Origin of the sequence: Subtercola boreus (assembly GCF_003399645.1) — a bacterium.
Lineage (GTDB): Bacteria > Actinomycetota > Actinomycetes > Actinomycetales > Microbacteriaceae > Subtercola > Subtercola boreus_A.
On record NZ_NBXD01000029.1, the window covers coordinates 36542 to 59798 of the forward strand.

The following is a 23257-nucleotide window of genomic DNA, read 5'->3' on the forward strand; positions in this document are numbered from 1 at the left end:
GAGACCTGCATGCTCCGCGCCCGCGTCACCGTCGATACGCACTCCGTGATCGGCCCCATCAATCCGCGCCTGTATGGCTCCTTCATCGAACACCTCGGCCGCGCGGTCTACGACGGAATCTACGAGCCCGGTCACGAGCTCGCCGACGAAGACGGTTTTAGAAGCGACGTGATCGATCTCGTGAAAGAGCTGGGCGTGACCACGATCCGCTACCCCGGCGGCAATTTCGTCTCGGGGTTCCGCTGGGAAGACAGCGTGGGTGCGGTCTCATCCCGGCCGCGGCGCCTCGACCTCGCCTGGCACTCCACCGAGACGAACGAGGTGGGGCTCGCCGAGTTCGAACAGTGGCTCACCAAGGTGGGCAGCGACCTGATGCTCGCGGTCAACCTCGGCACGCGCGGAGTGCAGGAGGCGCTCGACCTGCTCGAGTACGCGAACCTCCGGCAGGGCACCGCCCTCGCCGAGAAACGCATCGCCGACGGGCATCCGGAGCCCTACGACGTGCAGATGTGGTGCCTCGGCAACGAGATGGACGGGCCGTGGCAGCTCGGCCACCGCTCGGCCGACGACTACGGAAAACTCGCGGCACAGACCGCCCGGGCCATGCGATCGTTCGACCCGGGGCTCGAACTGGTGGTCTGCGGGTCGTCGAGCGCCTCGATGCCCACCTTCGGCGAGTGGGAGCGCACGGTGCTCAGCCACACGTACGACGAGGTCGACTACATCTCGTGCCACGCCTACTACGAAGACCGCGGCGACCGGGCGGAGTTTCTCGCCTCGGGCGTCGACATGGACCGGTTCATCGAGGCGGTCGTCGCGACGGCAGACCACGTCAAGGCCGTGCGCGGCAGCTCGAAGACGATCGACATCTCGTTCGACGAGTGGAACATCTGGTACAACGAGCGGTTCGAGAAGGTCGACAAGATCACCGGCGTCGACAACTGGCCGATCGCCCCGCGGCTGCTGGAGGACAGCTACACCGTCACCGATGCGGTCGTGTTCGGGAGCCTGCTGATCTCGCTGCTGAAACACGCCGACCGGGTGACCAGCGCCTCCCTGGCCCAGCTGGTGAACGTGATCGCCCCCATCATGACCGAGCCCGGCGGGCCGGCCTGGCGGCAGACGACCTTCTTCCCGTTCGCCGAGACCTCGGCCAACGCCCGCGGCCAGGCCCTTCGGGTGAACGTGCAGTGCGACAGCTACGCCACCGCCTCCTACGGAGACGTTCCGCTGGTCGACTCCGTGGCGGCATTCGATGCGGCGACAGGGCGCGGTGCGGTGTACCTCGTGAACCGGTCGGAGAACGAATCGGTCGAGGTGACGCTCTCCCTCGGGTCGCTGGCCAGTGCCGGGCTCTCGGCCCAGAGCCTTTGGGCCGATGACTTTTCAGCCGCCAACACGCTCAGCGACCCGTCACGGGTGGGGCTGATCGTGAACGCGACCCTGCGGGTCGAGGGCGACGAGGCGACGATCGTGCTGCCGCCGGTCTCGTGGACCCAGATCGCCGTCGCCGCGGTGCCCGCGGAGGCGTGAGGCGGCGGGGTGATGCGGCCGCGTGACTCGGCCGGCTGCGTGGCGCGGCCGCCGGGTCAGGCGGTGGCCGTCTGGGAGGCCTGGGGGTTCTGCGTGTCGATGCACGACTGCGTCACCGAGGAGGAGTCCTCGAGGCCCCGGTAGCTGACGAACGTGTCGAGCGTCGCGAACCATTCGCGGATGCGGGCAAAGATCTTCACGATCTCGCTCCTCTCTTCACACGGTGCTGCGGGTCCGTGCGGCCCACACCCACCACTCTATCGAGAAGCGTCCCCCAAATGGGTGACATTTCTGGCCGACCCCCGCAGTGAGCTGTTCCGCCTGGCCTCCCCGCGAACGCAGAAACCCCCTGCCACGCCCGGGGGGCGGTGAGCAGGGGGTCGGATTCTGGCGGTACCGGTGGGATTTGAACCCACGGTGCTCTTTCAAGCACACAACTTTTCGAGAGTTGCACCTTCGGCCGCTCGGACACGGTACCGGGGGATACTTTACGGCACCCCCGGGCGCCGCGCCAGTCGATGGCGCCGGGCACCCCCCGCTCCCCCGGGGTGTCGGCGGGCCCGGGCGTCAGCGCTCGGCGGTGGCGCCCTGCTCGCCCCGGCGCTCGGCCTCGGCCCGCGCCTTCTGCCCGGCGCGCTCCCGCTCAGCGGCGTCGACACGCGAGGCGTCGCCCGAACGCTCCATCGCCTGGGCGTGCTCGGTCTTGCCCTCGGCGATCAGGTCGTCGTCGCCGCGCGCAACCCCGACCGCTTCCGTGATCCGGCCCTTCACGGCGGCCACGGCATCCGGAATCGACACCGGAGGAAGGGTGTCGGGAATGTCGTCGGCCGACGTGTCGTAGTGCTGCAACTCGTCGTCGTCGCCGGGCGCCGAGTCGCTGGTGGCCTGTTCGGCGTGCTCGACGCAGAGCAGCGCGACCTCTTCCGCATGGGCGTGCATCACGGAGTGTGCGGCTCCCGGCATCTCCCAGAGGCGCGAGAGCGGAAGCAGGCGGCCGACCTCCTCGACCCACTCCCGCGGCGCAACCGCATCGAATTCACCCCTGATGACAAGCGTGTGGGCCCGGATGTTCGGCAGCGCCTTTTCGATCGGGTACTGCATCATCTCGGGCAGCACGCGTGAGAACCACTTGAACCCGCACACCAGGTAGGCGCTCACCGCCAGGAACTTCACCTTGAACGGCTCGTGCCAGGCCGCCTGGAGGAAGCGCAGCGCCTGCCGGGCGACCCACCTCTCCCGAGGATTCACGACCGGGCCGATGAGCACCACCGTCGAGATCTCGGGCCGGCGCGACACCAGGTCGCTGACGATCTGCGTGCCCATCGAGTGCCCCACGATGATCGGATCGTCGAGCTCCAGATCGTCGATCACCCGGCCGACGAGGTCGGCGTACTGGCGGATCGTCATTGCGCTGTCGGGATGTGGCACCCCGCCGAAGCCCGGCAGGTCGAGGGCGTGCACCGGCCCGAATTCGTTCAGGTTCGGCGCCAGGCGCTCGAAGTACGTCGACGATACCCCTATGCCGGGAACGAGCACGAAGGGCCGCACCCCGGTCGTTCCGATCGTGTTGATGCGTGCGTAGGTGTCGCCGCGCTCGGTGTAGACACGGCTCACGTCGACAGCGGTACGAGAAGCCATGCCCTCCATCGTAGGCCCGGGCTCTCGTTGACGCGGCTGGCCCCGGCGTGTAACGTCGCTCGGTTGCGCCGGCCCCGGCGCCGGGGCAGAGCCGACAGCGGCCCGGCCCCTCTGCTGCCCGATACCCACCTCGGGCTCGGCGCAACGGTGGGGTCGGTCATCCCCACCCTCGGAGCCGTCATGCCGGCAGCCGTGGGAGTCGACATCGGCTGCGGAATGATCGCGGTGAAGACGCAGTTCACGGCAACAGACATCGCGGCCCGGGGCGGCGAGCTGCGCGAATTGCGCGAACAGATCGAACGCGCCATCCCACTCTCGGCAGCGGCAACCACTTCATAGAGGTCTCGCTCGACGAGACCGGTGCGGTGTGGCTGTTCCTGCACTCGGGCAGCCGGGGAATCGGCAACCGCATCGCGCAGCACCACATCACGGTCGCACAGGCCCTGATGAAGAAGTGGTGGATCGACCTGCCCGACCGTGACCTCGCCTACCTCGTCGAGGGCACTGACGAGTTCGACCGGTACATCGCCGAGCTGCGCTGGGCCCAGCAGTTCGCCCTGCTCAACCGGGAGGAGATGATGGATCGGGTCATCCGCCAGCTCTCCGACTTCATGGGCGCGCCCGTTGCCGAGATCGAACGCATCAACTGCCACCACAACTTCACCCAGAAGGAGACGCACTTCGGTAAGAGCGTCTGGCTCTCCCGGAAGGGAGCCATCTCGGCGCGGAAAGAGCAGCTCGGACTGATCCCCGGATCGATGGGAACCGCGTCGTATGTGGTGTCGGGGCGCGGAAGCGCGCTTGCGCTCGAGTCGTCTCCGCACGGCGCAGGGCGCACGCACTCCCGCAGCGCGGCCCGGCGTGAGTTCACGCACGAGCAGCTGCGGGAGGCGATGGTCGGCATCGAGTTCCGCGACACGGCGGCGTTCATCGATGAGATTCCTGCGGCCTACAAGCCGATCGACCAGGTGATGGCCGATGCCGCCGACCTCGTCGAGGTACGGCACACGCTGCGCCAGATCCTGAACGTCAAGGGGGACTGAGCCGGGCGGGGACTGAGGCGGGGGCGGGTGCGACGAGTTCGCGGCCGCCCCCGGCAGCAATACTCTGGGTGGATGCTTTTCTTCGAACTCGACGGGCAGCCGGGTGCCGCTGTGCTGCTCCTTCACGCGCACCCCGATGATGAGACGCTCGCCACGGGCGGGCTGATGGCCACGCTCGCACGGCGGGGGTATCGCGTCGTGCTCGTCACGGGAACCCGCGGCGAGCGCGGCGAGGTCGTTCCGGGACCGCTTAAACACCTCGAAGGAACGGATGATCTGGCCGCCGTCCGCGTGGAGGAACTGCGGCGTGCGATGCTGGCGCTCGGTGTCACCGACCACCGCCTGCTCGGCGAGGCGAGCGCTCGCGCGGCCGGGCTTGCGCCTCGGACATATTCCGATTCGGGCATGCAGTGGGGTCCGCACGGCTCCGCGATCGCTGCGGATGACGCACCCGCCGACGCCCTGAGCCGCGCTCCACTCGAGGAGATCGCGGCCGACGTGCTCGCCGTGGTTCTCGAGGTCGCGCCGCTCGTCATCGTCTCGTATGACGAAAGAGGGGGGTACGGGCATCCGGATCATGTCCGCATGCACGACGTGGCCGTCGAGGTCGCCGGCTTCACGGGCATCCCGCTCTACACGATCGTCGCGGAGTGGGACGGCGGGGCGCCTCTCGAGCGAGACGCCTTTGCGATTCCCCTCGGACCGTACCGAGCACTGAAGTTCGCCGCGTTGCGGGAGCACGCGACGCAACTCACCGTCAAGGGTCCCGATGTCGTGCTGTCGGGCGGACAGCGACACACGATCGCCGACGACGAGGTGTTCCGCCTCTACGAACCTCCCGTGCTGAGGCCAGTCGCCCGGATCACAGCTCGCTGAGCATCCTGCCGGTCCGTAACGGCGAGTGTTAGGCTCGCCTTACCAGACCGGTGGACGCACCTGGTCGCCGTTTAGAAGGGTTCACTTCTCCCGATGAGCTTCATCACCTCTCCGGCGTTCGCGGAAAAAGGCTACGTCGTGCTCGACGCCTACGACCAGGCGGCCGATCCGAAAGAGTGGCTCGATCTGGAGTTCGTCGACTGGAAGTCGTCGGGCGATACTCGGTTCGCCCCTCTGGCCAGCGCTTTCGGCGAAATGGAGTGCAACGGCTTCTGGAACCACACCCCGCCCCGCACCGACAAAGACGGCGTCTGGGTGAGGGCGAACGTGGATGTCGCGCCCATCCTGAAGGCTCGCGCAGAAGAGCCCGGGGCGAACATCGGCCGCTGCCGAGTGATCGAACTGCAGCCGAACGACTACACGAATGCCATCTACAACCTGCACCAGGATGACAACAACCGTCTCAATCCCGACGGCACCGGTTGGATCGTGCGCGGCTTCTTCAATCTCTCCGACGACCCCGAGTCCGCCCTGATCCTGCGGTCGGACCGGTTCGACCCCGACACCGAGGTGCGCATCCCGCTCCCCGCCGGCGCGCAGGTCATCGTCGACACCCAGCGGTTCTGGCACGCGGTGTGGCAGAAGGGCCCCGACCCGCGCTACTGCCTCATCACCTCGTGGGAGTCGGGCCCCGAGCTCGACGCCTACATCGAGAAGTACCACGGCACCTCGAACGTCGCGAGCCTGCCCCTAGACCCCGCCGTGATCGACGGCGCGCAGGCCGAGGTGCGGCGCCTGCTCGCCGAGCGCTCGGCCCAGCTCGCGACCCAGGGTCGCAAAGACACCGGTCCGCGCGACCCGGAGGCGTAGGGCGCGCTGCGCTTGTCTGACCGCTCCTCCACACCTCAGGCCTGAGGCAGCGCACGATACTCGCCCGCCAGCCTGAGCGTCGTGCTGATCTCGCTCAGCCACGCCGCGAGATCGCTACTGACGAATCCCGAGATGCGCAGTATCGAGGCGTGGGCTTCGGTGAGACTCAGGCGCCGAGAAGTTCCCGCGCTGCTGTCGATCTGACCGGGCAGCGATACGCCCCAGAGGACTGGCTCATGGTGTGCCGCGCGGTGCCTGCTGGTTCGGCTGACAGCGTTCGACCGCGTGCCGCTCCCAGACCGAGGAGTGAGTTCGCTGGCTCCTCCACACCGGGGATGGGCGCCGAGTTCTGCACAGGGTGCGGGGCCAGCCGGTGGGTGTCGGTGGGCGCGCCTAGGGTGAAGGCATGCCAACAAAGCCGCTCAGCAATTTCAAGTGCACCGAGTGCGGGTGGAAGACCCCGCGCTGGGCCGGCCGCTGCGGTGAATGCCAGTCGTGGGGCACGGTCGTGTCGGCCGCCGAGTCGACGGGGCTGCAGGGCCAGGTGCGCGCCGTCAGCGTCGACGAGGCCAGTATCGCCCGCCCCATCACCGAGATCGAGACCGACGCCGCCATGCACTGGGCGACCGGAATCACGGAGTTCGACCGTGTGCTGGGTGGCGGCCTGGTACCGGGTGTGGCCATCCTCCTCTCCGGCGAACCCGGTGTGGGCAAGTCCACTCTGTTGCTCGAGGTCGCGGCCCGCGCCGCACAGGAGCACCTCCGCGTGCTCTACGTCAGCGCAGAGGAGTCCGTCGGACAGATCAAGATGCGGGCCGAGAGAACCCGATCGTTGTCTCCCACGCTCATGCTCGCCGCCGAGACCGATCTGGCGACCATACTCGGGCAGATCGATGCGGTCATGCCGCACCTGGTCATCGTCGACTCCGTGCAGACCGTGAGCAGCTCCCAGATCGAGGGGGCGGCCGGCGGGCCCACGCAGGTGCGGGCCGTCGCGTCGGCGCTGATCCGCGTCGCGAAGGAGCGGTCACTGCCCGTGCTGCTCGTCGGGCATGTCACGAAAGACGGTTCGATAGCGGGTCCCCGGGTTCTGGAGCACCTGGTGGATGTCGTCTGCCAGTTCGAGGGCGACCGCCAGACCTCACTGCGGTTCGTTCGTACGCTGAAGAACCGGTTCGGCCCGACCGACGAGGTCGGTTGCTTCGAGATGACGGGTGAGGGCATCCGGGAGGTCCCCGACCCGAGCGGGCTGTTCCTCAGCCGTGGGCAGGAGGCGGTCAGCGGCACCTGCGTCACCGTCGCACTCGAGGGCCGGCGGGCGCTGCCCGTCGAGGTGCAGGCTCTGGTCGTGTCCACCACGGCACCCAACCCACGGCGGGTCACGAATGGGGTCGATGCGTCACGGGTGTCGATGCTCCTGGCGGTGCTCGAGAGGCGGCTGCAGGTGAAGCTCTCCGACAAAGACGTCTACGTGTCGACCGTGGGCGGGGTCAAGCTCACCGAGCCGGCCGCCGACCTCGCCATCGCGCTGGCCATCGCGTCGGCCAACAACGACAGACCGCTCCCCCACGACTTCGTCGCGTTCGGCGAGATCAGTCTGGCGGGTGAGGTACGCCCGGTGACGTCGAGCGACCTCCGCGCGACGGAGGCCCGGCGCCTCGGGTTCTCGAAGGTGCTCGGGCCGGGGCAGACGGGGATCAGGTTGGCGTTCCACAAGGCGTTCGAGGCGACGTGAGCGGGGGCGGGTTGCGAGCACGGTGAGCCGCGATCAGGCGCCTGAGACGCGCGCCCGGCTAGACGTGCGGCACGAACGCCTGCCACGCGAGCCGCCGTGAGCTGCGCGGGTCGCTCTCGACACGGTCGGTGCCGTCGAAGATGAGGGTACGGCGCGTCTTGGCGGAATACCTCGGCCACGGAATGGTCGCCGAACCCTTTCCCGAACCCCGAGCATCCTCACCCTCCGCACCCACCGGGTTCACCGAGCCCGTGTAGGCGAACCACACCCAGTACTCCCGCATGCGCCCGCCCGCGGCGAGGAACGAACCCCGCCCGCCCAGCAGCGTCATCGTTCGCCCGAACGACCCACCCATCCGGTCGAACAGCGCGAACAGTTCGAGCCCGTGCGTCGCATCGAAGCCGGCGAGGCGCACGAGCCGCGGCGCGATGTCGAAACGGTAGAAGTAGACCGGTGCGTAGCGCGCGTGCCGCTCCGCGACCTTCACCGTGGGGTACCAGAACGCGTAGTCGCCGCCGAAATCCGCCGCAGGACGCTTCGCTGGCAACCCGGGATACTCCGCCTTGATCGCCTTGCGCGCCTTCTTCTTCGTCTTCGCGAAGATAGCCCTGATGCGCTTCGGCGTCGTCGCCAGAATGTCGAGCCGCCCGGTGAACAGGGAACCCTCCCTGTCATTCGTGCCGATGATGAGCGGAACGGGATGCGCACGCCCGGCTTTGAACGCATCCAGCGGCCGTTCGGGCAGAAAGTCGCCGTCGATGACCGGGCAGAGCGCGATCGTTCCCGGATCGGTGTCGGGCGCACGCATCGTGAGCACGTCGGTCGCCCGGATGAGATCGCGCCAGTCCGCTGTCGCCAGCAGCTCCCCCGCGTCTTCGGCCGAGGTGTTCTCGACGCTGTCGTTCGCAACCCGTTCGCTCAGCAATTCGACGTACTCGGCAGCCCATTCGCGTGTGAGGGTCGGCGGGTAGACCGCATTGGTCGGCGAACTCTGCGCAATCGCCCGCGCGAAGAGACCGGACGCCCGCGGCACCGTCATCAGCGTCGTGACAGCGTTCGCCCCGGCAGACTCGCCGAACAGCGTCACCCGCTCAGGGTCACCGCCGAACGAACGGATGTTCGCCTGCACCCATTCGAGCGCTGCAACACAGTCCCGCAGGCCCAGGTTGTTCTCGATCACCCGTTCCGGTGTCGAATACGCCGTGAAGTCCAGAAACCCGAGCGCCCCGAGCCGGTAGTTGAGGCTCACGTAGACCACTTGTCCATCGCGCGCCAGCGTGTCGCCGTTCCGCGGCACCTCCGATGACGACCCCACGCTGTAGGCGCCCCCGTGGATGAACACCATCACCGGCAACAGTGCAGCAGACTCCGGATCGCCCGAACCCGCCGGACGCACCACGTTCAGCGTCAGGCAGTCCTCGCCCATCGGAGCGTTCTTGGCCGCCCCGATGAAGTTGCCCTCACGGGACTGCGGCGCGACGGCACCGAACCGGCTCGCGTCGCGCACCCCCTCCCACCCCCGCGGAGGCTGTGGAGCCCGAAACCGCCATCCTCCGACCGGCGGCAGCGCATACGGCAGCCCCCGCCATGTCTCGATCCCCCGCTCGCGCACCCCGCGCGCCACCCCCTGCTGCGTGACGACGTCGAGCCTATACACCTCTTTCGATCCCTCGGCCCGGCGGGAGGTGAAGCGCGGTGACGACATACCGCGATGCTATCCCCGCCGCATGAACGCCGCCCGCCGCCGCCCACCCCCGAATGCGCCCGCAGCCCACGACCGCCGTCCGCGCCGCCGCTCACCCCCGATCAGGTGGCAGACCGCAGGGGCCCGGTAGTGGATGATAAGTGTTTTACAGCAACTACACAGGGGGAACCATGTCTACACAAAGTCCAGCACCGCAGCCCTACGCAGCGCCTATCGAAGCGAAGAAGGGAAATGGGTTCGGCCTGACGGCTTTGATTCTGGGGATCGTCGCATTCGTTGGATCATTCATTCCATTTCTCAACTTCGCTACGGGTTTCGTCGCCTTCATAGGAATCGTTTTTGGCATCATTGGACTGGTCGTCAAGCACCGGCCGAGGAAAGTGGCGATAGCCGGTCTCATCATCTCGGTCATCGCGCTGATCCTTTCGATTATTCTGGCTATCGCCTACACAGCGGCGTTCGCCAGTGGTGTGAGCAGTGCTATCGCAACAGCGAGCGCCGAAGCCAACATTGATGTACCGATCGTCTACGCGGTCACCGGGGATGGCACAGCCCAGATCAACTACTCGACGTACTCGAATGGAACATCGGGTTCGGAGAGCGCGAACGGTCAGACGCTGCCTTTCGAGAAGGACGTCATCGCGAAAACCGGAGGCACGTTTAACTACAGCAGCTTCAATCTCTCTGCCATCGGTGACGCCAACACCACCACAATCACCTGCACCATCACGGTGAACGGCAAGGTCGTCTCAACCCAGACAGGATCGGGTGCGTACGCGAACGCGAGCTGCAACGTTTCGGGGTCAGACCTCACCAAGTAGCGGAATCGGACGATGGAGGCCCCGGCCGGTGCTTAGCACTGCCGGGGCCTCTTCCATTCAGCCGGGCACGGGCACGAGTCAGTTCAGGATGAACTGGGTGGTGTCGGCCGAAGCGATTCCGTCGACCGAGACCTTCAGGTGGTACGACGCACCGCCCGCGGGCACAGCGGTCTGGGTGCCCCCGCAGGTGGAGGGTGACGAGCGAACCCGGTTCCACGCGAAGGGGGTCGAGGTCACAGCGACGCCCGGGGCGAGCATCGCGGGCGTATCGGACGGATCGGTCTGGCAGTCGGTCGACACCCAGTACGTCTCAGATCCGCTGGTGATCGTGTAGACCTGCTTCGAGGTGCCGGCGTTGATGGTGCAGGGGGTCGACCCGGTGTTCAGGATGCTGAACGACAGCTGCGGGGCCGCTCCAGCCGCATAACTGTTCGTGTCGGTCACAGCCGTGACGGTGATGTTGCCGGCGGTGCAGGCGGCCGAGCCGTCGGATGCCGCTGGTGCCGCTGATGCTGAGGGAGTCGCGGGGGTTGCCGAGCCGGTCGGTTGGGTCGACGACCCGGTCGCGCCGGGAGTCGCCGCGACATCCGGAGGCCCCGAGCTCGTCGGAGTCGGTGAGCCGGTCTGCGGGCTGCCTGCCGGAGTCGCTGCTCCGCCGGAACCCGGCCTCAGGATGACCAGCAGTACCACCACGACGGCCGCGACGAGCACGAGCAGGGCGACAGCGCGTCGCCGCCGGTACACCCTCGGCGAGGGTCGGCGGGGCCGGGCGGTGGACATGGTGTCAGGGTACCCGCCGAGGCTGGCAGCATCCGCGACATCGCTCGAGGTGTCGCGAGCGGGCTCCGCTGGCCGCGCCCTACCCGACCGCGTTCGCCGCCGCGAGCCTCGTGACGGCGGTGCGCGCACGCGCCGCCGAGGTCGCAGAGACCGCCGCGCGCGCCAGCGCCTGCGCTTCGGGGAGGGTGTGCAGCGCGAGTTCGGCACGAACATCCGCGATCGCTGCCGGAGTCATCGAGAGCGTCGTGATTCCGAGCCCGACAAGCACGACCGCGAGCAGCGGATCGGCCGCGGCCTCGCCGCACACCCCCACGGGCTTGTTCGCCTCGCGACCGGCCCTGCCGAGCATCCCGACCAGCCTGAGAACGGCCGGATGCCACGGATCCTGCAGGTGGGCGACCGACCCGAGCAGGCGGTCGGCTGCGAGGGTGTACTGGGTGAGGTCGTTGGTGCCGATGCTCACGAAGTCGGCGATCTCGAAGACCTGGTCGGCGAGCACGGCGAGGGAGGGCACCTCGGCCATCACCCCGGCCACCCGGATTCCGAGCTCGCGGGCGATGCTTGTGAAGTATTCGGCGTCGTCGGCGTCGGCGATCATGGGCGCCATCACCCAGAGGTCGACCCGCTCTGCGCCGGGGGTGGCGGATGCCCCGCTCGGCTGGCTCGGCCCGCCCGTCTCGGTCGCTTCACCGGCGTGCCGCCCGCGGTGGGCCGTGTCGCCCGATGCGGCGGCGCCCGCGGCACCCGTGGCACCCCCGGCGCCCCCGGCGCCCGCGGCGCTCCCGTTCACGCGAGCCTCCGCCTCTGCCAACGCCGTCAGCTGGTCGAGCAGCACCTGCTCGCTCGCCTTCAGGGCTCGGATGCCCCGCAGCCCGAGAGCCGGGTTCTCCTCGTGTGCATCGTTCAGAAAGGCGAGCGGTTTGTCGGCGCCGGCGTCGAGCACCCGCACGACGACCTTCTTGCCCACGAAGGCCCGCAGCATCCGTTCGTACTCGACGACCTGCTGCTCGACGGTCGGCGCCGAGGTGGAGTCGAGAAAGAGGAACTCGGTGCGGAAGAGCCCCACCCCCTCCGCCCCCAGCGCGAGCGCCTCCGCGGCACCGTCGGCCGAGCCGAGGTTCGCGAGCAGGGGTATCGGCGTTCCGTCGGCGAGCGCACCGGGGCTGAGGGGCGCTGCCGCGAGCGCCGCGCGCTCGGCGATGCGCGCCCGGGCATCCGCCACGTCATCGTCGGACGGCTCGGTGTCGACCGTTCCGGCGACGGCGTCGAGAACGACGAACATTCCGTCTGCCAGGTTCTCGGCACCCTGCACACCCACGATCGCGGGAATCGACTTCGACCGGGCGAGGATCGCGGTGTGCGACGTGGGCCCGCCCTCGCGGGTGATCAACCCGATCACCCTGTCGAGGTCGAGCAGGGCCGTGTCGGCGGGTGCGAGGTCGTGGGCGACGAGGATGAACGGGGTTGGCGACTCTGGCACGCCCGGCGCCGGCACGCCGCGGAGGTTCGCGATGACCCGGCGCGACACGTCATCGAGGTCGGTCGCCCGCTCGGCCATATAGCCACCCATCTGCACGAGCAGGTCGCGAAAGCCCGCATATGCCTCGAACACGGCGCGGTCGGCGGTTCGGCCCTCGCCGAGCCGGGCCTGGATGTCGTCGACGATCGTCGGATCGGCCGCCATCAGAGACTGCGCCTGCAGCACGTTCTGCGCCTCCCCGCCAGCGAGCTCCCCGCGTGCCTCGAGGTCGGCCGCGACGGCGGCAAGGGCGGCCTCGACCCGCGCGAAGGCTGATGCCACCGGCTCCACGCTCACCTCGTCGATGGGTTCATCGAGTGGTTCGGGCATCCGGAGCGTGGGCCCGACGGCAACACCACGACCGACTCCGACACCCTTCAACAGCATGGTTCTCTCCCTCGGTCGCCGCACGCGTGGGTTCAAGAATAGTGCCGCGGATGATCGGCCACCCGGGCGCCAGGAGCACCCTCGGCGGCTCCGGGCGTGTGACGATGTCTCAGTTTAGGGGACGAAAGTGCAGTAGACTGGCCTCGGGGATGATCGACCGCAGCATCCCGGGAGGAGTCCGCTTGTCCGCGCCGAACTCCGCCGAGCGGTCCTCCGCTCTGCCCCCTCACTCCCCCGCGCGAGCAGACTCTCCCGCGCCCCGGCGTTCGTCGCGGCCGCGCTACACGCGTCCCGGCAGGCTCGCCCGGCAGGCCGTGCTGCGCATCTCGACCGCGATCGTCACCGCGTTCTATGGCGTCTACCGTCTGCACCCCGTGCTCTGGCGATTCACGGCGCGGCACTATCACCCGTCGTTCGAACACTTCGCCCGGTGGAACGCCTGGGCCATCTGCCAGCAGGCCTACCTCGACGTTCCCGCCTATCGCCGTTACCTCGACGAGCACGACTTTGTCTTCGACTGGTGGAACCTCTCGTCGTACCAGCCCACGTCGAAGAAGGCGTACGTCGACCGGTACTCGGAGGAGGATCGCTGCTGGAACGGTGAAATCACGACGATCGGCACCGTGGTCGACGAGTCCAGCGGTTCGAGCGGCAAACCGTACAACTGGATGCGGTCGAAAGACGAGCTCGACACGGTGCACAAGAACGTCGCGGGCTACATCACCCTGCTGTTCGGCAGCCGCAGGCTCTTCTGCATCAACGCCTTCTCCATGGGCGCGTGGGCGACCGGCACGAACACCGGCCAGGCGATGTCGAAGGTCGCAATGGTGAAGAACACCGGGCCCGACATCGACAAGATCGTCGATACACTCGCGCATTTCGGGCCGGGCTACACCTACCTGATCAGCGCCTACCCGCCGTTCCTGAAGCACCTGCGCGACCGGCTCGACTCCGACGGCTTCGACTGGGACGCCTACGAGCTCAATGGCTTCGTGGGCGGCGAGGCGCTCACCGAGGGGCTTCGCGACTACATCGAGAAGCGGTTCGTGCGCGTGTACTCGGGGTACGGCGCATCCGATCTCACCATCGGGATGGCCGGCGAGAGCGACCTCTCGGTGTGGTTGCGGCGGAGCCTGGTCGCGAATCCGGCGCTGCGGGCGGCTGTGCTGGGGCCGGATGAAGACCGCACGCCGATGATCTTCCAGTACAACCCGCTCGAGACGTACCTCGAGACCACCGCCGACGGCGAGCTCCTCGTCACGCTCAACTCGACGGCGATCATGAGCCCGAAGGTGCGCTACAACATCGGCGACGAGGCGAAGATCGTCACCTTTCCGCAGATGGAGGCACACGTCGCGGGCTTTCCGCGGCTGGCGCTGGCGTTCGAGAGGGCATTCTCGTCGCAACGCATGAAGCTGCCGTTCGTACTTCTGTTCGGGCGAAAAGACTCGACGATCTCGTACATGGGCGCCAACATCTACCCACTCGACGTCGAGAACGGGCTCTACCTCGACAATCCGCACGCGGCCGCCATCGAGTCGTTCAAGCTCAGCCTGCTCGACATCGGCAACCTCGAGCAGCGGCCGGTCATCCACCTGCAGTTGCGCGAAGATGCCTCACTGGCTCCGGATGACCGGCAGGAGCTCCGCGCGGCATCGGCGTCGGGCGTGCTCAGGCACCTGTCGAGCGTCTCACGCGACATCGCCCAGTCGCTCGACGAAGACCCGACCGCATCGGATGTGCGCATCGAGATCCACGACCACGGCACCGGGGTCTTCGCACAGGGCTCAAGCAAGATCAAGAACGTCTACCTCGTGGACGAGGGTGATCGCGCCGGCGCCGGCGCGGGCGGAGCGGATGCGGGCGCGGGCGCGGGTGGAGCGGATGCGCACCACTGACTTCAGGGCGGCCCCCGTGAAGGCCCGCGCAGAGGCGATGGTCATCGCAGAGTTCTCCTTTCGACCATCGAGCCCCGAACTCCGTTCGCCGCACGTCGTCCGGGGCTTCGCCGGCTATGTCTGGCACAGGTCGTTCCGACGGGCCGGCGTGCGGGGTATTGTCGTGCTCTTCGACACGGGTGATCACGCCCAGGTGTACCGCAGCGCCCTTCGCCGCACTCCGGCTCGAACACGCCTCATGATCGCGGAACCGGGCGGGTACAGTAACGGGGTCTGGCGCGCGGAGGGGCACGTCATGGCGCACATCCCCACTTTCACGCCCACCTCGGTCGAGGCCGCCCGCGGTGCGACCGGGCCCCCCGTCACCGAGCCGGCTGGCGCGGAAGACGGCCCCGATCGACGTCCCGCACGCGGGCGGCGGAGGCGCCCTCGGTTCTCACCCACAGGCAGGTCGGACCGGTCGCCGGAGCGGCCCGTCGAGCGGCCTGTGACAGATGCGGGGGCAATGTTCGTCGGGGCGACGAAGTACCGCGGGCCGACAGCGCTCCTGCAGTTGTCGCGCACGTGGTACCCGATGGTGGCGCGAATGCAGACGCTGCGGGGCTACGTGTGGCACACGATCTACTGGGAGCCCCCATTCACGCTCGGAACGCTCGCATTCTTCGCTTCGCGCGACGATCTGCTGTCATTCGCCAGGCTCCCCGCCCACCGCGCTCTCATGCAGTGGATCACTCGCGGCACCCGCAACGGAACGGGCGGTTACATCCGTCTGCACCTCGCACCGGAGACTGCGGCGGAGGCGCGCGGGCCGCGTCCCGGGGGTGCGCCGTGACCGGCGGCATCACCGTCGAGCGGGTCGCCTCCGCGCACGCACTCCGCGAGTTCATCGCGATGCCGCTTCGGCTGCAGCCGCCTGACCTCGCCGTTCCGCTGGTCGAGGCCAGCATCCGGTCGTGGTTCGACGGGCGCAGCCCGCATCCCGAGCCGATCGAGCTGCTGGTCGCGCGTGACGCCGGCGGCCAGGTCACCGGACGCACGACCGCCCATACCGACCGCCGCCTCGACGCGAAGCTCGGCGAGGAGCTGCAGCTGTTCGGTGCGACCGAGTTTTGCGACCGAGAGACGGCCGCGGCACTCTTCGAGGCGCTCGATCGTCGGGCACGGGCATCCGGAGCCGCCGCACTCTTCGGGCCCGTCTCGCTGCTGCCCAACCAGGCCGGCGGCGTCATCACCTCGGGGTTCGCCGAACGCGGCTTCGTCGACTCGGCGTGGAACGACGAACAGACGCCGACCGTCTACGAGTCCGAAGGGTTTGCTCGCTGGGGGGAGGCCGACACCTGGGCCGTGGAGGTGGGCACTGTCGAGGTCACGGCCCCCACAGCCGAGGAACTCGAAGAGGCCGGGCTGCTGCTGGAGTACGGATCGAAACGCGGCATGAAGCGACTGATCCCCGAACTGCTCGGGCTTCTCAACGCGTCGTTCGCCCAGCTGCCCTACTACACCGAGATCAGCCCGGCCGAGATGGAAGCGGCGACCGCCGGCCTGGCGTTCCTCCTCGATGAGCGGCTGCTGCTGCTTGCCCGCGAGCGGGCGACGGGCCGGGCGCTGGCGTTCGTACTGGTCATCCCCGATATCACGGAATTCGTGCAGAAGGCCGGCGGGCGGCTCTCACCGCTCCGGCAGCTACAGTTGCTCCTGGCGCGGGGGCGGTATCGCGAGGAGGCAGTGCTGGTGATTCAGGGAACCGATCCGTTGCGGCAGGGGCAGGGCATCCTGAGCCTGCTGAGCAGGCAGCTGCAGGTGAACCTGCGCGACGGGGGGTATCGGATGCTCCGCAGCACCTATGTCGCCCGCGACAACCCCGGGTCGACGGCGCAGTTCGCGCGGTTCGGTGGGCGGCCGCTGCACGGGTACACGTTCTACCGCCGGCCGGTCGGGCCGACGACGGGGCCGGGAGTCGGATCGGCCGGGAGCCCGCAGAGCGGGCCGGCGACGACCGCGGGAGGCACAGCGTGAACGACGAGACCACCGAACGGCTGCTCGACGGGCTCATCCTGCTCGCGAGCCGCTCCCCCTCCCCGCACAACACGCAGCCCTGGTCGCCGCACATCGTTCGCGACGGGGCCGACCCGGTGCCCACCGTCGAGGTGTGCGTCGTGCCGAGTCGAACGCTGCCCGCGGGCGATCCGAGCTTTCGCGATGTGGTGCTCGCGCTGGGAGGCTGGGTCGAGAGCTTCGCTATCGGCGCGGCCGAGGCGGGGTACGACGCTGAGGTCGAGGCGCTGCCGCAGCTGTCGCGGCTCGAGGAGCTTCCGCTGACGGGGCCGGCCGACGCCGCGATGCCGGTGCTGCGGCTGCGGCTGGTACCGCGGCTCGCGGCGAAGGCCGGGGGTGGCCACTCCAGCCAGGGCGCCCGGGCGGGCACGGATGCGACCCGCGGCGACGCGGCGGCGCACCCTGTCGACGAGAGTGCCGCCCCGCGCCCCTTCACAGCCGACGATGTGCGTGAGCGGGCGGTGTACCGGGGGCGGCTGATCGGGCATCCGGCGACCTGGGACGACCTCTCCGATGTCGACCTGCCGCCGTGGCTGACGCTCCGCCGCCTCGACGATCGGGCGATGGCGTACCTCAGCCGCCTCGGCATCGCGTTCACAGCGTCGCGGCCGAGCATCGCGAAGGAGCTGCTGCACTGGCTGCGACTCGACCCCGCGCATCCGAACTACACGAAAGACGGGATGACCGACACGATGCTCGGCGTGCCGGCCCCGCTTGCGCGGCTTGCCGCTCCGGCGACGCGCTGGCGCAGCATCCGGAACCCGCTGCTGGGCGTCGCCGGGGTCGTGGGGCGCACCGCGGAGTCGCTCGAACGCGCGCGCACGCTGCGACCCCTCGCCCTCTCGCTCGCCGAGAGCCAGGATGAATCGCCCACCCACCTCGTTCTCGTCGCCAATGCCCGGCTCGCGGCGCTCGACGACGGCCCGCGCATCACCGCGGCGATGGACAGTCGCATCGGCGTCGCAGAACCCGACGCTCTCGAGGCCGGGCGCGCTCTGCAGCGCCTGTGGCTGCATGCGCACACGCGCGGGCTGGTCGTGTCGCCGCACTCCGAGCTCATCGATTCGCCGCTCGCGCACGGCCTGCTGCGCAAACGGCTCTCGCTGGGGCGCAGCGACGTCGCGCTCTCGGTCTTCAGCGCAGGCGTCGCCGCGGGGGCGGTGCAACGCTCCCCACGGCTGACGGATGCCCGCCCGGCGCGGGCGCGCACAGCCACCCCGCGCCCCACTGCGGCACCCCGATGACCGCGATACCGCGCCGCGTGCGCGCCTGGGGCTGGTTCATGAACCGCTTCGACTCCATGCACGTCGCCACCATGAGCCCGAGCGACATCGCCCACAACCAGACGATGCAGCACGTGCCGGCACCCGTTCGCCGGCTGCTGTTCGGTGCGCGGCACCGCGGAGTGTCGACGGATGACCGTTCCTTCCCCTCTGCGAACGGCGACGTGCCCGTGCGCATCTACCGCCCCCGCGTGACGTCCAGTGCCACCACCCTCCGTCTGGCCACGAGTCCGAGCGCAGTGAAGACCTCCGCCCGATCGTGCTCTACTTCCACGGCGGCGGTTGGACGCTGTTCGGCGGCCTCGACATGTGCGAATGGCTGCCGAGCCGCGTCGCCGCCGAACCCGGCGCCATCGTGGTCGCTGTCGACTACCGGCTCGCCCCCGAGCATCCGTTCCCGGCAGCCGTCGACGACTGCTACGCCGCACTCGAATGGGCCGCTGCCAACGCCACCGGCCTCGGAGCCGACCCACACCGCCTCGCCGTGATCGGCGACAGCGCCGGAGGCAACCTCTCGGCCGTCGTCAGCCTGCTCGCCCGCGACCGCGGCGGCCCGCACATCGCAGCCCAGGGCCTGATCTACCCGGTCACCGACACCGTTCTCGATGACCGCTCCATGCGCCTGAGTGCCACCAACCCCGTGCTGCACCGGGCCGACATGCGCGCCTTCCTCGACCACTATCTGGGCACCGACCCGGAGGCTCCGGAGCGAACGGATGCCCGGGCCGCCCCGACCCTGGCCGAGAACCTCAGCGGGCTGCCTCCGGCACTCGTGCAGGTCGCGGCGCACGACGTGCTGCGAGACCAGGCCGTGCTCTATGCGGAGCGCCTCATCGCGGCAGGCACCCGCACCGATGTGAGCATCTACGCCGATGCCGCGCACGGCTGGGTCACCTACCCGACCATCATGCGCGTCTCGAAGCGTGCGACCGCCGAGCTCATCGCCTTCCTCCGCAAAGCACTCGCACTCGGCGCATGACGCGAGGGGAGAAGCACGACGGCGAGGAACAGGGTTTCGATGCCGACCGCTGGCTCCTCATCGACGGCCGCCGCTGGCGCCGCACCGAACCGTCTCTTCCCGACGACATTGTGGCGGCGCTGAAGTCGCACCTCGGGCGCGGGCGCTCCGGCGTGCGCACCGCCAGGAGAGCCGGCGACGAAGCCGGCACAGCCGCCGCCCGCCGCCGCAACGGCCTGGCCAAGCTCGGCCTCGGCGAGCGCGGCCCGTACTGGTGGGAGGTGCCCGAGAAGGAGCGACTCGCCCAGGCCCGGCAGGCGCTTCGCGATCTCGACGACATGGATATGTCCGAAGACACTTGACAAGCAGACACAAACGGCGGTAAAACAAACAAAGCAAATACTGTATTTGTTTGTTTCACCTCGAACGCCCGACAACGGAGTCTGCTGTGTACGCCACCGAACGCCACCAAGCCATCCTCGACCAGGCCCGTCGAGACGGCCGTGTCGACGTTCGTGAACTCAGCGAGAACCTCGCCGTCACACCGGAGACCATCCGCCGCGACCTCACCACCCTCGAACGCCGGGGACTCGTGCAACGGGCCCACGGCGGCGCCATCCCCGTCGACCGGCTGGGCATCGAGCCCGGTGTCTCCGACCGCGAGGGCCGTCTGTCGACCGAGAAGAGCGCCATCGCGCGCGCCGCCCTCAGCGAGGTGCCCGACGGCGGTTCCATCATCATCGACGCCGGCACCACCACAGTCCGTCTCGCTGAACTGCTCCCCGTCGACCGTGAGCTCACCGTCGTGACGCACTCGCTGCCGGTGGCCATGCTGCTCTCGACGAAGCCGAACATCGACCTGCACTTTCTCGGCGGCCACATCCGCGGCCGAACCCTCGCCGCCGTCGGTCCCTGGATCCAGAACGCCATCGCCTCCGTCTCGGTGGATGTCGCGTTCATCGGCATCAACGGGATCACCGTCGAGCGCGGCCTCACCACCCCGGACCTCGACGAGGCTGTGGTGAAGTCGACTCTCGTCGCTGCCGCCCGCCGCGTCGTCGTGCTGGCCGACCACAGCAAGTTCGGCCGCCAGGACTTCGGCCTCGTCGCCCCGCTGAGCGCGATCGACACCGTCATCACCGACGCCGGCCTCGACGGCGAGTTCTACGACGAGATCGTGGTCTCGGGAACCGACGTGGTGCGCGCATGATCGTCACCGTCACCGCCAATCCGAGCATCGATGTGACCCTCACGGTCGACACTCTCGTCGTGGGCGAGGTGAATCGCGCGACCTCGGTGCGCCGCGACCCCGCCGGTAAGGGCGTGAACGTCTCCCGCGCACTCGCCCAGAACGGCATCGCCACCCGCGCCGTGCTACCCGCCGACGCGGTGAACGGCTACGAACTCGAACGGATGCTCGCCGCCCGGTCGATTCCGAGCGTGAGCACCATCATCTCCCAGGCCATCCGCACCAACGTCACGGTTGTCGACAGCACCGGAACCACGAAGCTGAACGAGCCCGGCCCCGAGGTCAGCACCGCAGAGCTCGCCCGCCTGATGACGCTCATCACCGAGCAACTGACCCTCGGCCCCGCCTGGCTGGTCGGTTCGGGCAGCCTGCCCCCGGGCATCCCGAACCGCTTCTACTGCGACCTCGCAGAACTCGCTGCGAGCTTCGGCGTTCCGTTCGCCGTCGACACCTCGGGCGCGGCCCTGGCCGAGACCGCTCGGAGCGGCACGGCCAGCTTGCTGAAGCCGAACCTCGAAGAGCTCGAGGAGCTCGTGGGCCGGGAGCTCGCCACCATCGGCGACGTCGTCGACGCGGCCCGCCCCTTTCTCACGATGCCCGGATCGGCCATGCTCGTCAGCCTCGACGCCGACGGCGCCCTGCTCGTGAGCGACACAGATCTCTGGTGGGCGGGCTCCCGGCCCGTGGCACCGGTCAGCACGGTCGGCGCCGGTGACAGTGCCCTGGCCGGCTATCTCAGCGTGACCGACGGCGCGTTCGCTGCACGCCTCGGCGCCGCCGTCGCCTGGGGAACTGCCGCCGTGCAGCTGCCCGGGAGCCAGGCGCCCTCACCCGCCGACATCCGCCCCGAAGATGTTCGGCTCATCGAAAACCCACCCCCCACCACACCGCTAGGAGAACTCACACTATGGCTTCAACCACGCCCCTGACCGAGGCCGGACTGGTCATCGTCGACCTCGCTGCCCCGACCAAAGACGAGGCGACGCGCCAGCTGGCGCAGACGCTCTTCGACCAAGGCCGAGTCTCCGATCTCGACGGATTCCTCGCCGACGTCCGAGCGCGCGAAGCACAGATGGCGACGGGCCTGCCCGGCGGCATCGGCATCCCGCACGCCCGCTCGTCGCACGTCACCGTCGCCAGCGTCGCTGTCGGCGTCAGCCCCGCGGGTGTCGACTTCGGAGCCGAAGACGGCCCCGCGCACCTCATCTTCCTGATCGCTGCGCCCGACGGCGCCGACCAGAACCACTTGGTCATTCTCGCCCAGCTCGCCCGCAAGCTCGTGCACGATGACTTCCGCCAGTCCCTCCGCGACGCGGGCACGCCCGAAGCCGTCGCCGAGATCGTCACCAGAGAGGTCGTTCTCCCGTGAGAATCGTCGCCGTCACCTCCTGCATCGCAGGAATCGCACACACCTACATGGCCGCCGAGGCCCTCGAACAGTCCGCCAAGAAGTCGGGCTACGACATCCAGGTCGAGACCCAGGGCGCAGCCGGCTCGAACCCGCTGTCGGCCGCCACCATCGCCGCCGCCGACGTCGTCATCTTCGCCGCCGACCTCGAGGTGAAGGACAAGGCCCGCTTCGCCGGAAAACCCACCGTCACGGTCGGCGTCAGCAAGGCGCTGGCGGATGCTCCCACCGTCATCCAGCAGGCCGTCGACCTCTACGAGTCCACGCCGGCAACCCCTGCGGGCACCGCTGCCGCGCCGGCCGCAACAGTCGGTGCGGCGGCAGCGGCGGCATCCGGACCCTCCCTGGCGACCAAGGTGCCCAAGGGTGCCGGCGTCGGCACGCGGATCCGCCAGTACCTGATGACCGGTGTCTCGTACATGATCCCGTTCGTCGCCGCCGGTGGCCTGCTGATCGCGCTGAGCTTCATCATCGGCGGCTACGAGATCGTGAGCGTGAAGCCCGCCGACATCATCGGCAACTTCAACGCGTTCTCGTCGCACGACTGGGCCGCCCTGATGTTCCTCGTCGGGGCTGCGACCTTCGGGTTCCTGGTGCCGGTGCTCTCGGGGTTCATCGCCTTCGCGATCGCCGACCGCCCGGGTATCGCGCCCGGCATCGTCGGCGGCGCCATCGCGCTGACCGTCGGCGCCGGCTTCCTCGGCGGGCTCGTGTCGGGATTCGTCGCCGGTTTCATCGCGCTCGGCATCAGCCGGATCAAGCTGCCGGCCGCCTTCCGATCGCTGATGCCGGTGATCATCATCCCGCTGCTCGCCACCTTCGCGACAGGGCTGATCATGTTCGTCATCCTCGGTGCGCCCCTCAAGGCGGTCAGCACCGGCCTGAGTGACTGGCTGAACAGCCTCTCGGGCGGCAACCTGATCCTGCTGGGCATCCTGCTCGGCCTGATGATGGCGTTCGACATGGGCGGGCCCGTCAACAAGGTCGCCTACGCCTTCGCCACCACGGGCCTCGCCTCGGTCGCCCTCGACGGCGACCCCAACTCGGTGCAGTTCAAGATCATGGCGATCGTCATGGCCGCCGGCATGACGCCGCCGCTCGGGCTCGCCCTCGCCACCGTCATCCGCAGAAAGCTATTCACGGTGGCCGAGCGGGAGAACGGCAAGGCCGCGTGGGTGCTCGGTGCGTCGTTCATCACCGAGGGCGCCATCCCGTTCGCCGCGGTCGACCCGCTGCGCGTCATCCCGTCACTGATGGTCGGATCGGGGGTCACCGGCGGTCTCGTCGCCGCGTTCGGCTCGACCCTGCGCGCCCCGCACGGCGGAATCTGGGTGACCCCGCTCGTCGGCCAGCCGTTCCTGTACGTGCTGGCTATCCTGATCGGCACCGTCGTGACGGCGCTGCTGGTGATCGTGGCGAAGAACCTCAAGCGCTCGGCCGTTCCCCTGACCGACCCGCTCGAAGAGAGCTACGCGCGGGAGACCGCCATCGCCTGACCC

The 23257-nt window shown here is 68.9% G+C and carries 19 protein-coding genes, 1 tRNA gene and 2 pseudogenes; 16 read left to right on the forward strand and 6 right to left on the reverse strand.

All coding sequences use genetic code 11. The features are described 5' to 3' along the window. Positions 1-9 precede the first annotated feature (9 nt). Entirely contained in the window at positions 10-1533 is a 1524-nt protein-coding gene (locus B7R24_RS14350) for an arabinosylfuranosidase ArfA (protein WP_116419666.1), read from the forward strand. Between the two features lie 56 nt (positions 1534-1589). Here the strand turns inward: B7R24_RS14350 and B7R24_RS17655 are convergent, their stop codons facing one another. The 3 genes from B7R24_RS17655 to B7R24_RS14360 form a co-directional block, all read right to left on the reverse strand. Continuing rightward, entirely contained in the window at positions 1590-1733 is a 144-nt protein-coding gene (locus tag B7R24_RS17655; RefSeq protein WP_172582843.1) for a hypothetical protein, read from the reverse strand. Positions 1734-1921: 188 nt separating this feature from the next. Further along, positions 1922-2011: transfer RNA gene (locus B7R24_RS14355), tRNA-Ser, on the reverse strand. Positions 2012-2100: 89 nt separating this feature from the next. After that, positions 2101-3171 carry an alpha/beta fold hydrolase gene (locus tag B7R24_RS14360; protein WP_253259480.1) on the reverse strand — a complete coding sequence of 357 codons (1071 nt, stop codon included), beginning with the start codon at positions 3169-3171 and terminating at the stop codon, positions 2101-2103. Between the two features lie 111 nt (positions 3172-3282). On the opposite strand from B7R24_RS14360, the pseudogene B7R24_RS14365 reads away from it, so the two are divergent. The 4 genes and pseudogenes from B7R24_RS14365 (at position 3283) to radA (ending at position 7695) form a co-directional block, all read left to right on the forward strand. Continuing rightward, a pseudogene (locus B7R24_RS14365) lies at positions 3283-4214 on the forward strand (RtcB family protein). A gap of 72 nt (positions 4215-4286) precedes the next feature. After that, a complete protein-coding gene (locus tag B7R24_RS14370) occupies positions 4287-5090 on the forward strand; it encodes a PIG-L family deacetylase (RefSeq protein ID WP_116419668.1) in 804 nt (267 codons plus the stop codon). Between the two features lie 93 nt (positions 5091-5183). Continuing rightward, the gene (locus B7R24_RS14375) at positions 5184-5960 is read left to right on the forward strand and encodes a hypothetical protein (protein ID WP_116419669.1); all 777 of its coding nucleotides are present in this window, start codon (positions 5184-5186) and stop codon (positions 5958-5960) included. A 406-nt stretch (positions 5961-6366) separates the two neighbouring features. Next, positions 6367-7695 (forward strand): DNA repair protein RadA, encoded by a 1329-nt coding sequence (gene radA, locus B7R24_RS14380; protein WP_116419670.1) that lies wholly within the window; start codon positions 6367-6369, stop codon positions 7693-7695. A gap of 58 nt (positions 7696-7753) precedes the next feature. Here the strand turns inward: radA and B7R24_RS14385 are convergent, their stop codons facing one another. Next, positions 7754-9400, reverse strand: a complete 1647-nt coding sequence (locus B7R24_RS14385) for a carboxylesterase/lipase family protein (RefSeq protein ID WP_116419671.1) — start codon at positions 9398-9400, stop codon at positions 7754-7756. 140 nt (positions 9401-9540) lie between these two features. On the opposite strand from B7R24_RS14385, the gene B7R24_RS14390 reads away from it, so the two are divergent. After that, entirely contained in the window at positions 9541-10221 is a 681-nt protein-coding gene (locus B7R24_RS14390) for a DUF4190 domain-containing protein (RefSeq protein WP_147304056.1), read from the forward strand. Between the two features lie 78 nt (positions 10222-10299). Here the strand turns inward: B7R24_RS14390 and B7R24_RS14395 are convergent, their stop codons facing one another. Beyond that, positions 10300-11001, reverse strand: coding sequence for a hypothetical protein (locus tag B7R24_RS14395; RefSeq protein ID WP_116419673.1), 702 nt, complete (start codon positions 10999-11001; stop codon positions 10300-10302). Positions 11002-11080: 79 nt separating this feature from the next. Then, positions 11081-12907 (reverse strand): phosphoenolpyruvate--protein phosphotransferase, encoded by a 1827-nt coding sequence (locus B7R24_RS14400; protein WP_116419674.1) that lies wholly within the window; start codon positions 12905-12907, stop codon positions 11081-11083. Positions 12908-13056: 149 nt separating this feature from the next. On the opposite strand from B7R24_RS14400, the gene B7R24_RS14405 reads away from it, so the two are divergent. The 10 genes and pseudogenes from B7R24_RS14405 to B7R24_RS14450 all read left to right on the forward strand — a co-directional run bounded on the left by B7R24_RS14405 (position 13057) and on the right by B7R24_RS14450 (position 23254). Next, entirely contained in the window at positions 13057-14805 is a 1749-nt protein-coding gene (locus B7R24_RS14405) for a phenylacetate--CoA ligase family protein (protein ID WP_216364031.1), read from the forward strand. Beyond that, positions 14792-15637, forward strand: coding sequence for a hypothetical protein (locus tag B7R24_RS14410; protein WP_147304057.1), 846 nt, complete (start codon positions 14792-14794; stop codon positions 15635-15637). The genes B7R24_RS14405 and B7R24_RS14410 overlap by 14 nt, the downstream gene beginning before the upstream one ends. Then, positions 15634-16821, forward strand: a complete 1188-nt coding sequence (locus B7R24_RS14415) for a hypothetical protein (protein WP_216363710.1) — start codon at positions 15634-15636, stop codon at positions 16819-16821. The genes B7R24_RS14410 and B7R24_RS14415 overlap by 4 nt, the downstream gene beginning before the upstream one ends. After that, on the forward strand, positions 16818-18104 hold the full coding sequence (locus B7R24_RS14420; protein WP_116419676.1) for a hypothetical protein: 1287 nt from the start codon (positions 16818-16820) through the stop codon (positions 18102-18104). Before B7R24_RS14415 ends, B7R24_RS14420 begins: the two co-directional genes overlap by 4 nt. Before the next feature lie 283 nt (positions 18105-18387). Further along, positions 18388-19122: pseudogene (locus B7R24_RS14425) on the forward strand (alpha/beta hydrolase); the annotation flags it as partial. After that, positions 19119-19463: a biopolymer transporter Tol gene (locus B7R24_RS14430; protein WP_116419678.1), complete on the forward strand. Its 345-nt coding sequence runs from the start codon at positions 19119-19121 to the stop codon at positions 19461-19463. The pseudogene B7R24_RS14425 and the gene B7R24_RS14430, both read left to right, overlap by 4 nt. An 86-nt stretch (positions 19464-19549) precedes the next feature. After that, positions 19550-20311 (forward strand): DeoR/GlpR family DNA-binding transcription regulator, encoded by a 762-nt coding sequence (locus tag B7R24_RS14435; RefSeq protein ID WP_116419679.1) that lies wholly within the window; start codon positions 19550-19552, stop codon positions 20309-20311. After that, the gene (locus tag B7R24_RS14440) at positions 20308-21279 is read left to right on the forward strand and encodes a 1-phosphofructokinase family hexose kinase (protein ID WP_116419680.1); all 972 of its coding nucleotides are present in this window, start codon (positions 20308-20310) and stop codon (positions 21277-21279) included. Before B7R24_RS14435 ends, B7R24_RS14440 begins: the two co-directional genes overlap by 4 nt. Then, positions 21258-21719: a PTS sugar transporter subunit IIA gene (locus B7R24_RS14445; protein WP_116419681.1), complete on the forward strand. Its 462-nt coding sequence runs from the start codon at positions 21258-21260 to the stop codon at positions 21717-21719. The genes B7R24_RS14440 and B7R24_RS14445 overlap by 22 nt, the downstream gene beginning before the upstream one ends. Then, a complete protein-coding gene (locus B7R24_RS14450) occupies positions 21716-23254 on the forward strand; it encodes a PTS fructose transporter subunit IIC (RefSeq protein ID WP_116419682.1) in 1539 nt (512 codons plus the stop codon). Before B7R24_RS14445 ends, B7R24_RS14450 begins: the two co-directional genes overlap by 4 nt. Positions 23255-23257 lie beyond the last annotated feature (3 nt).

Coding starts and splice junctions, on each gene's coding strand:
- B7R24_RS14385 (WP_116419671.1), bottom strand. CDS start 9,400: ATGTCGTCACCGCGCTTCACCTCCCGCCGGGCCGAGGGATCGAAAGAG.
- B7R24_RS14400 (WP_116419674.1), bottom strand. CDS start 12,907: ATGCTGTTGAAGGGTGTCGGAGTCGGTCGTGGTGTTGCCGTCGGGCCC.
- B7R24_RS14350 (WP_116419666.1), top strand. CDS start 10: ATGCTCCGCGCCCGCGTCACCGTCGATACGCACTCCGTGATCGGCCCC.
- radA (WP_116419670.1), top strand. CDS start 6,367: ATGCCAACAAAGCCGCTCAGCAATTTCAAGTGCACCGAGTGCGGGTGG.
- B7R24_RS14375 (WP_116419669.1), top strand. CDS start 5,184: ATGAGCTTCATCACCTCTCCGGCGTTCGCGGAAAAAGGCTACGTCGTG.
- B7R24_RS14410 (WP_147304057.1), top strand. CDS start 14,792: ATGCGCACCACTGACTTCAGGGCGGCCCCCGTGAAGGCCCGCGCAGAG.
- B7R24_RS14405 (WP_216364031.1), top strand. CDS start 13,057: ATGATCGACCGCAGCATCCCGGGAGGAGTCCGCTTGTCCGCGCCGAAC.
- B7R24_RS14430 (WP_116419678.1), top strand. CDS start 19,119: ATGACGCGAGGGGAGAAGCACGACGGCGAGGAACAGGGTTTCGATGCC.
- B7R24_RS14360 (WP_253259480.1), bottom strand. CDS start 3,171: ATGGCTTCTCGTACCGCTGTCGACGTGAGCCGTGTCTACACCGAGCGC.
- B7R24_RS14395 (WP_116419673.1), bottom strand. CDS start 11,001: ATGTCCACCGCCCGGCCCCGCCGACCCTCGCCGAGGGTGTACCGGCGG.
- B7R24_RS14440 (WP_116419680.1), top strand. CDS start 20,308: ATGATCGTCACCGTCACCGCCAATCCGAGCATCGATGTGACCCTCACG.
- B7R24_RS14445 (WP_116419681.1), top strand. CDS start 21,258: ATGGCTTCAACCACGCCCCTGACCGAGGCCGGACTGGTCATCGTCGAC.
- B7R24_RS14370 (WP_116419668.1), top strand. CDS start 4,287: ATGCTTTTCTTCGAACTCGACGGGCAGCCGGGTGCCGCTGTGCTGCTC.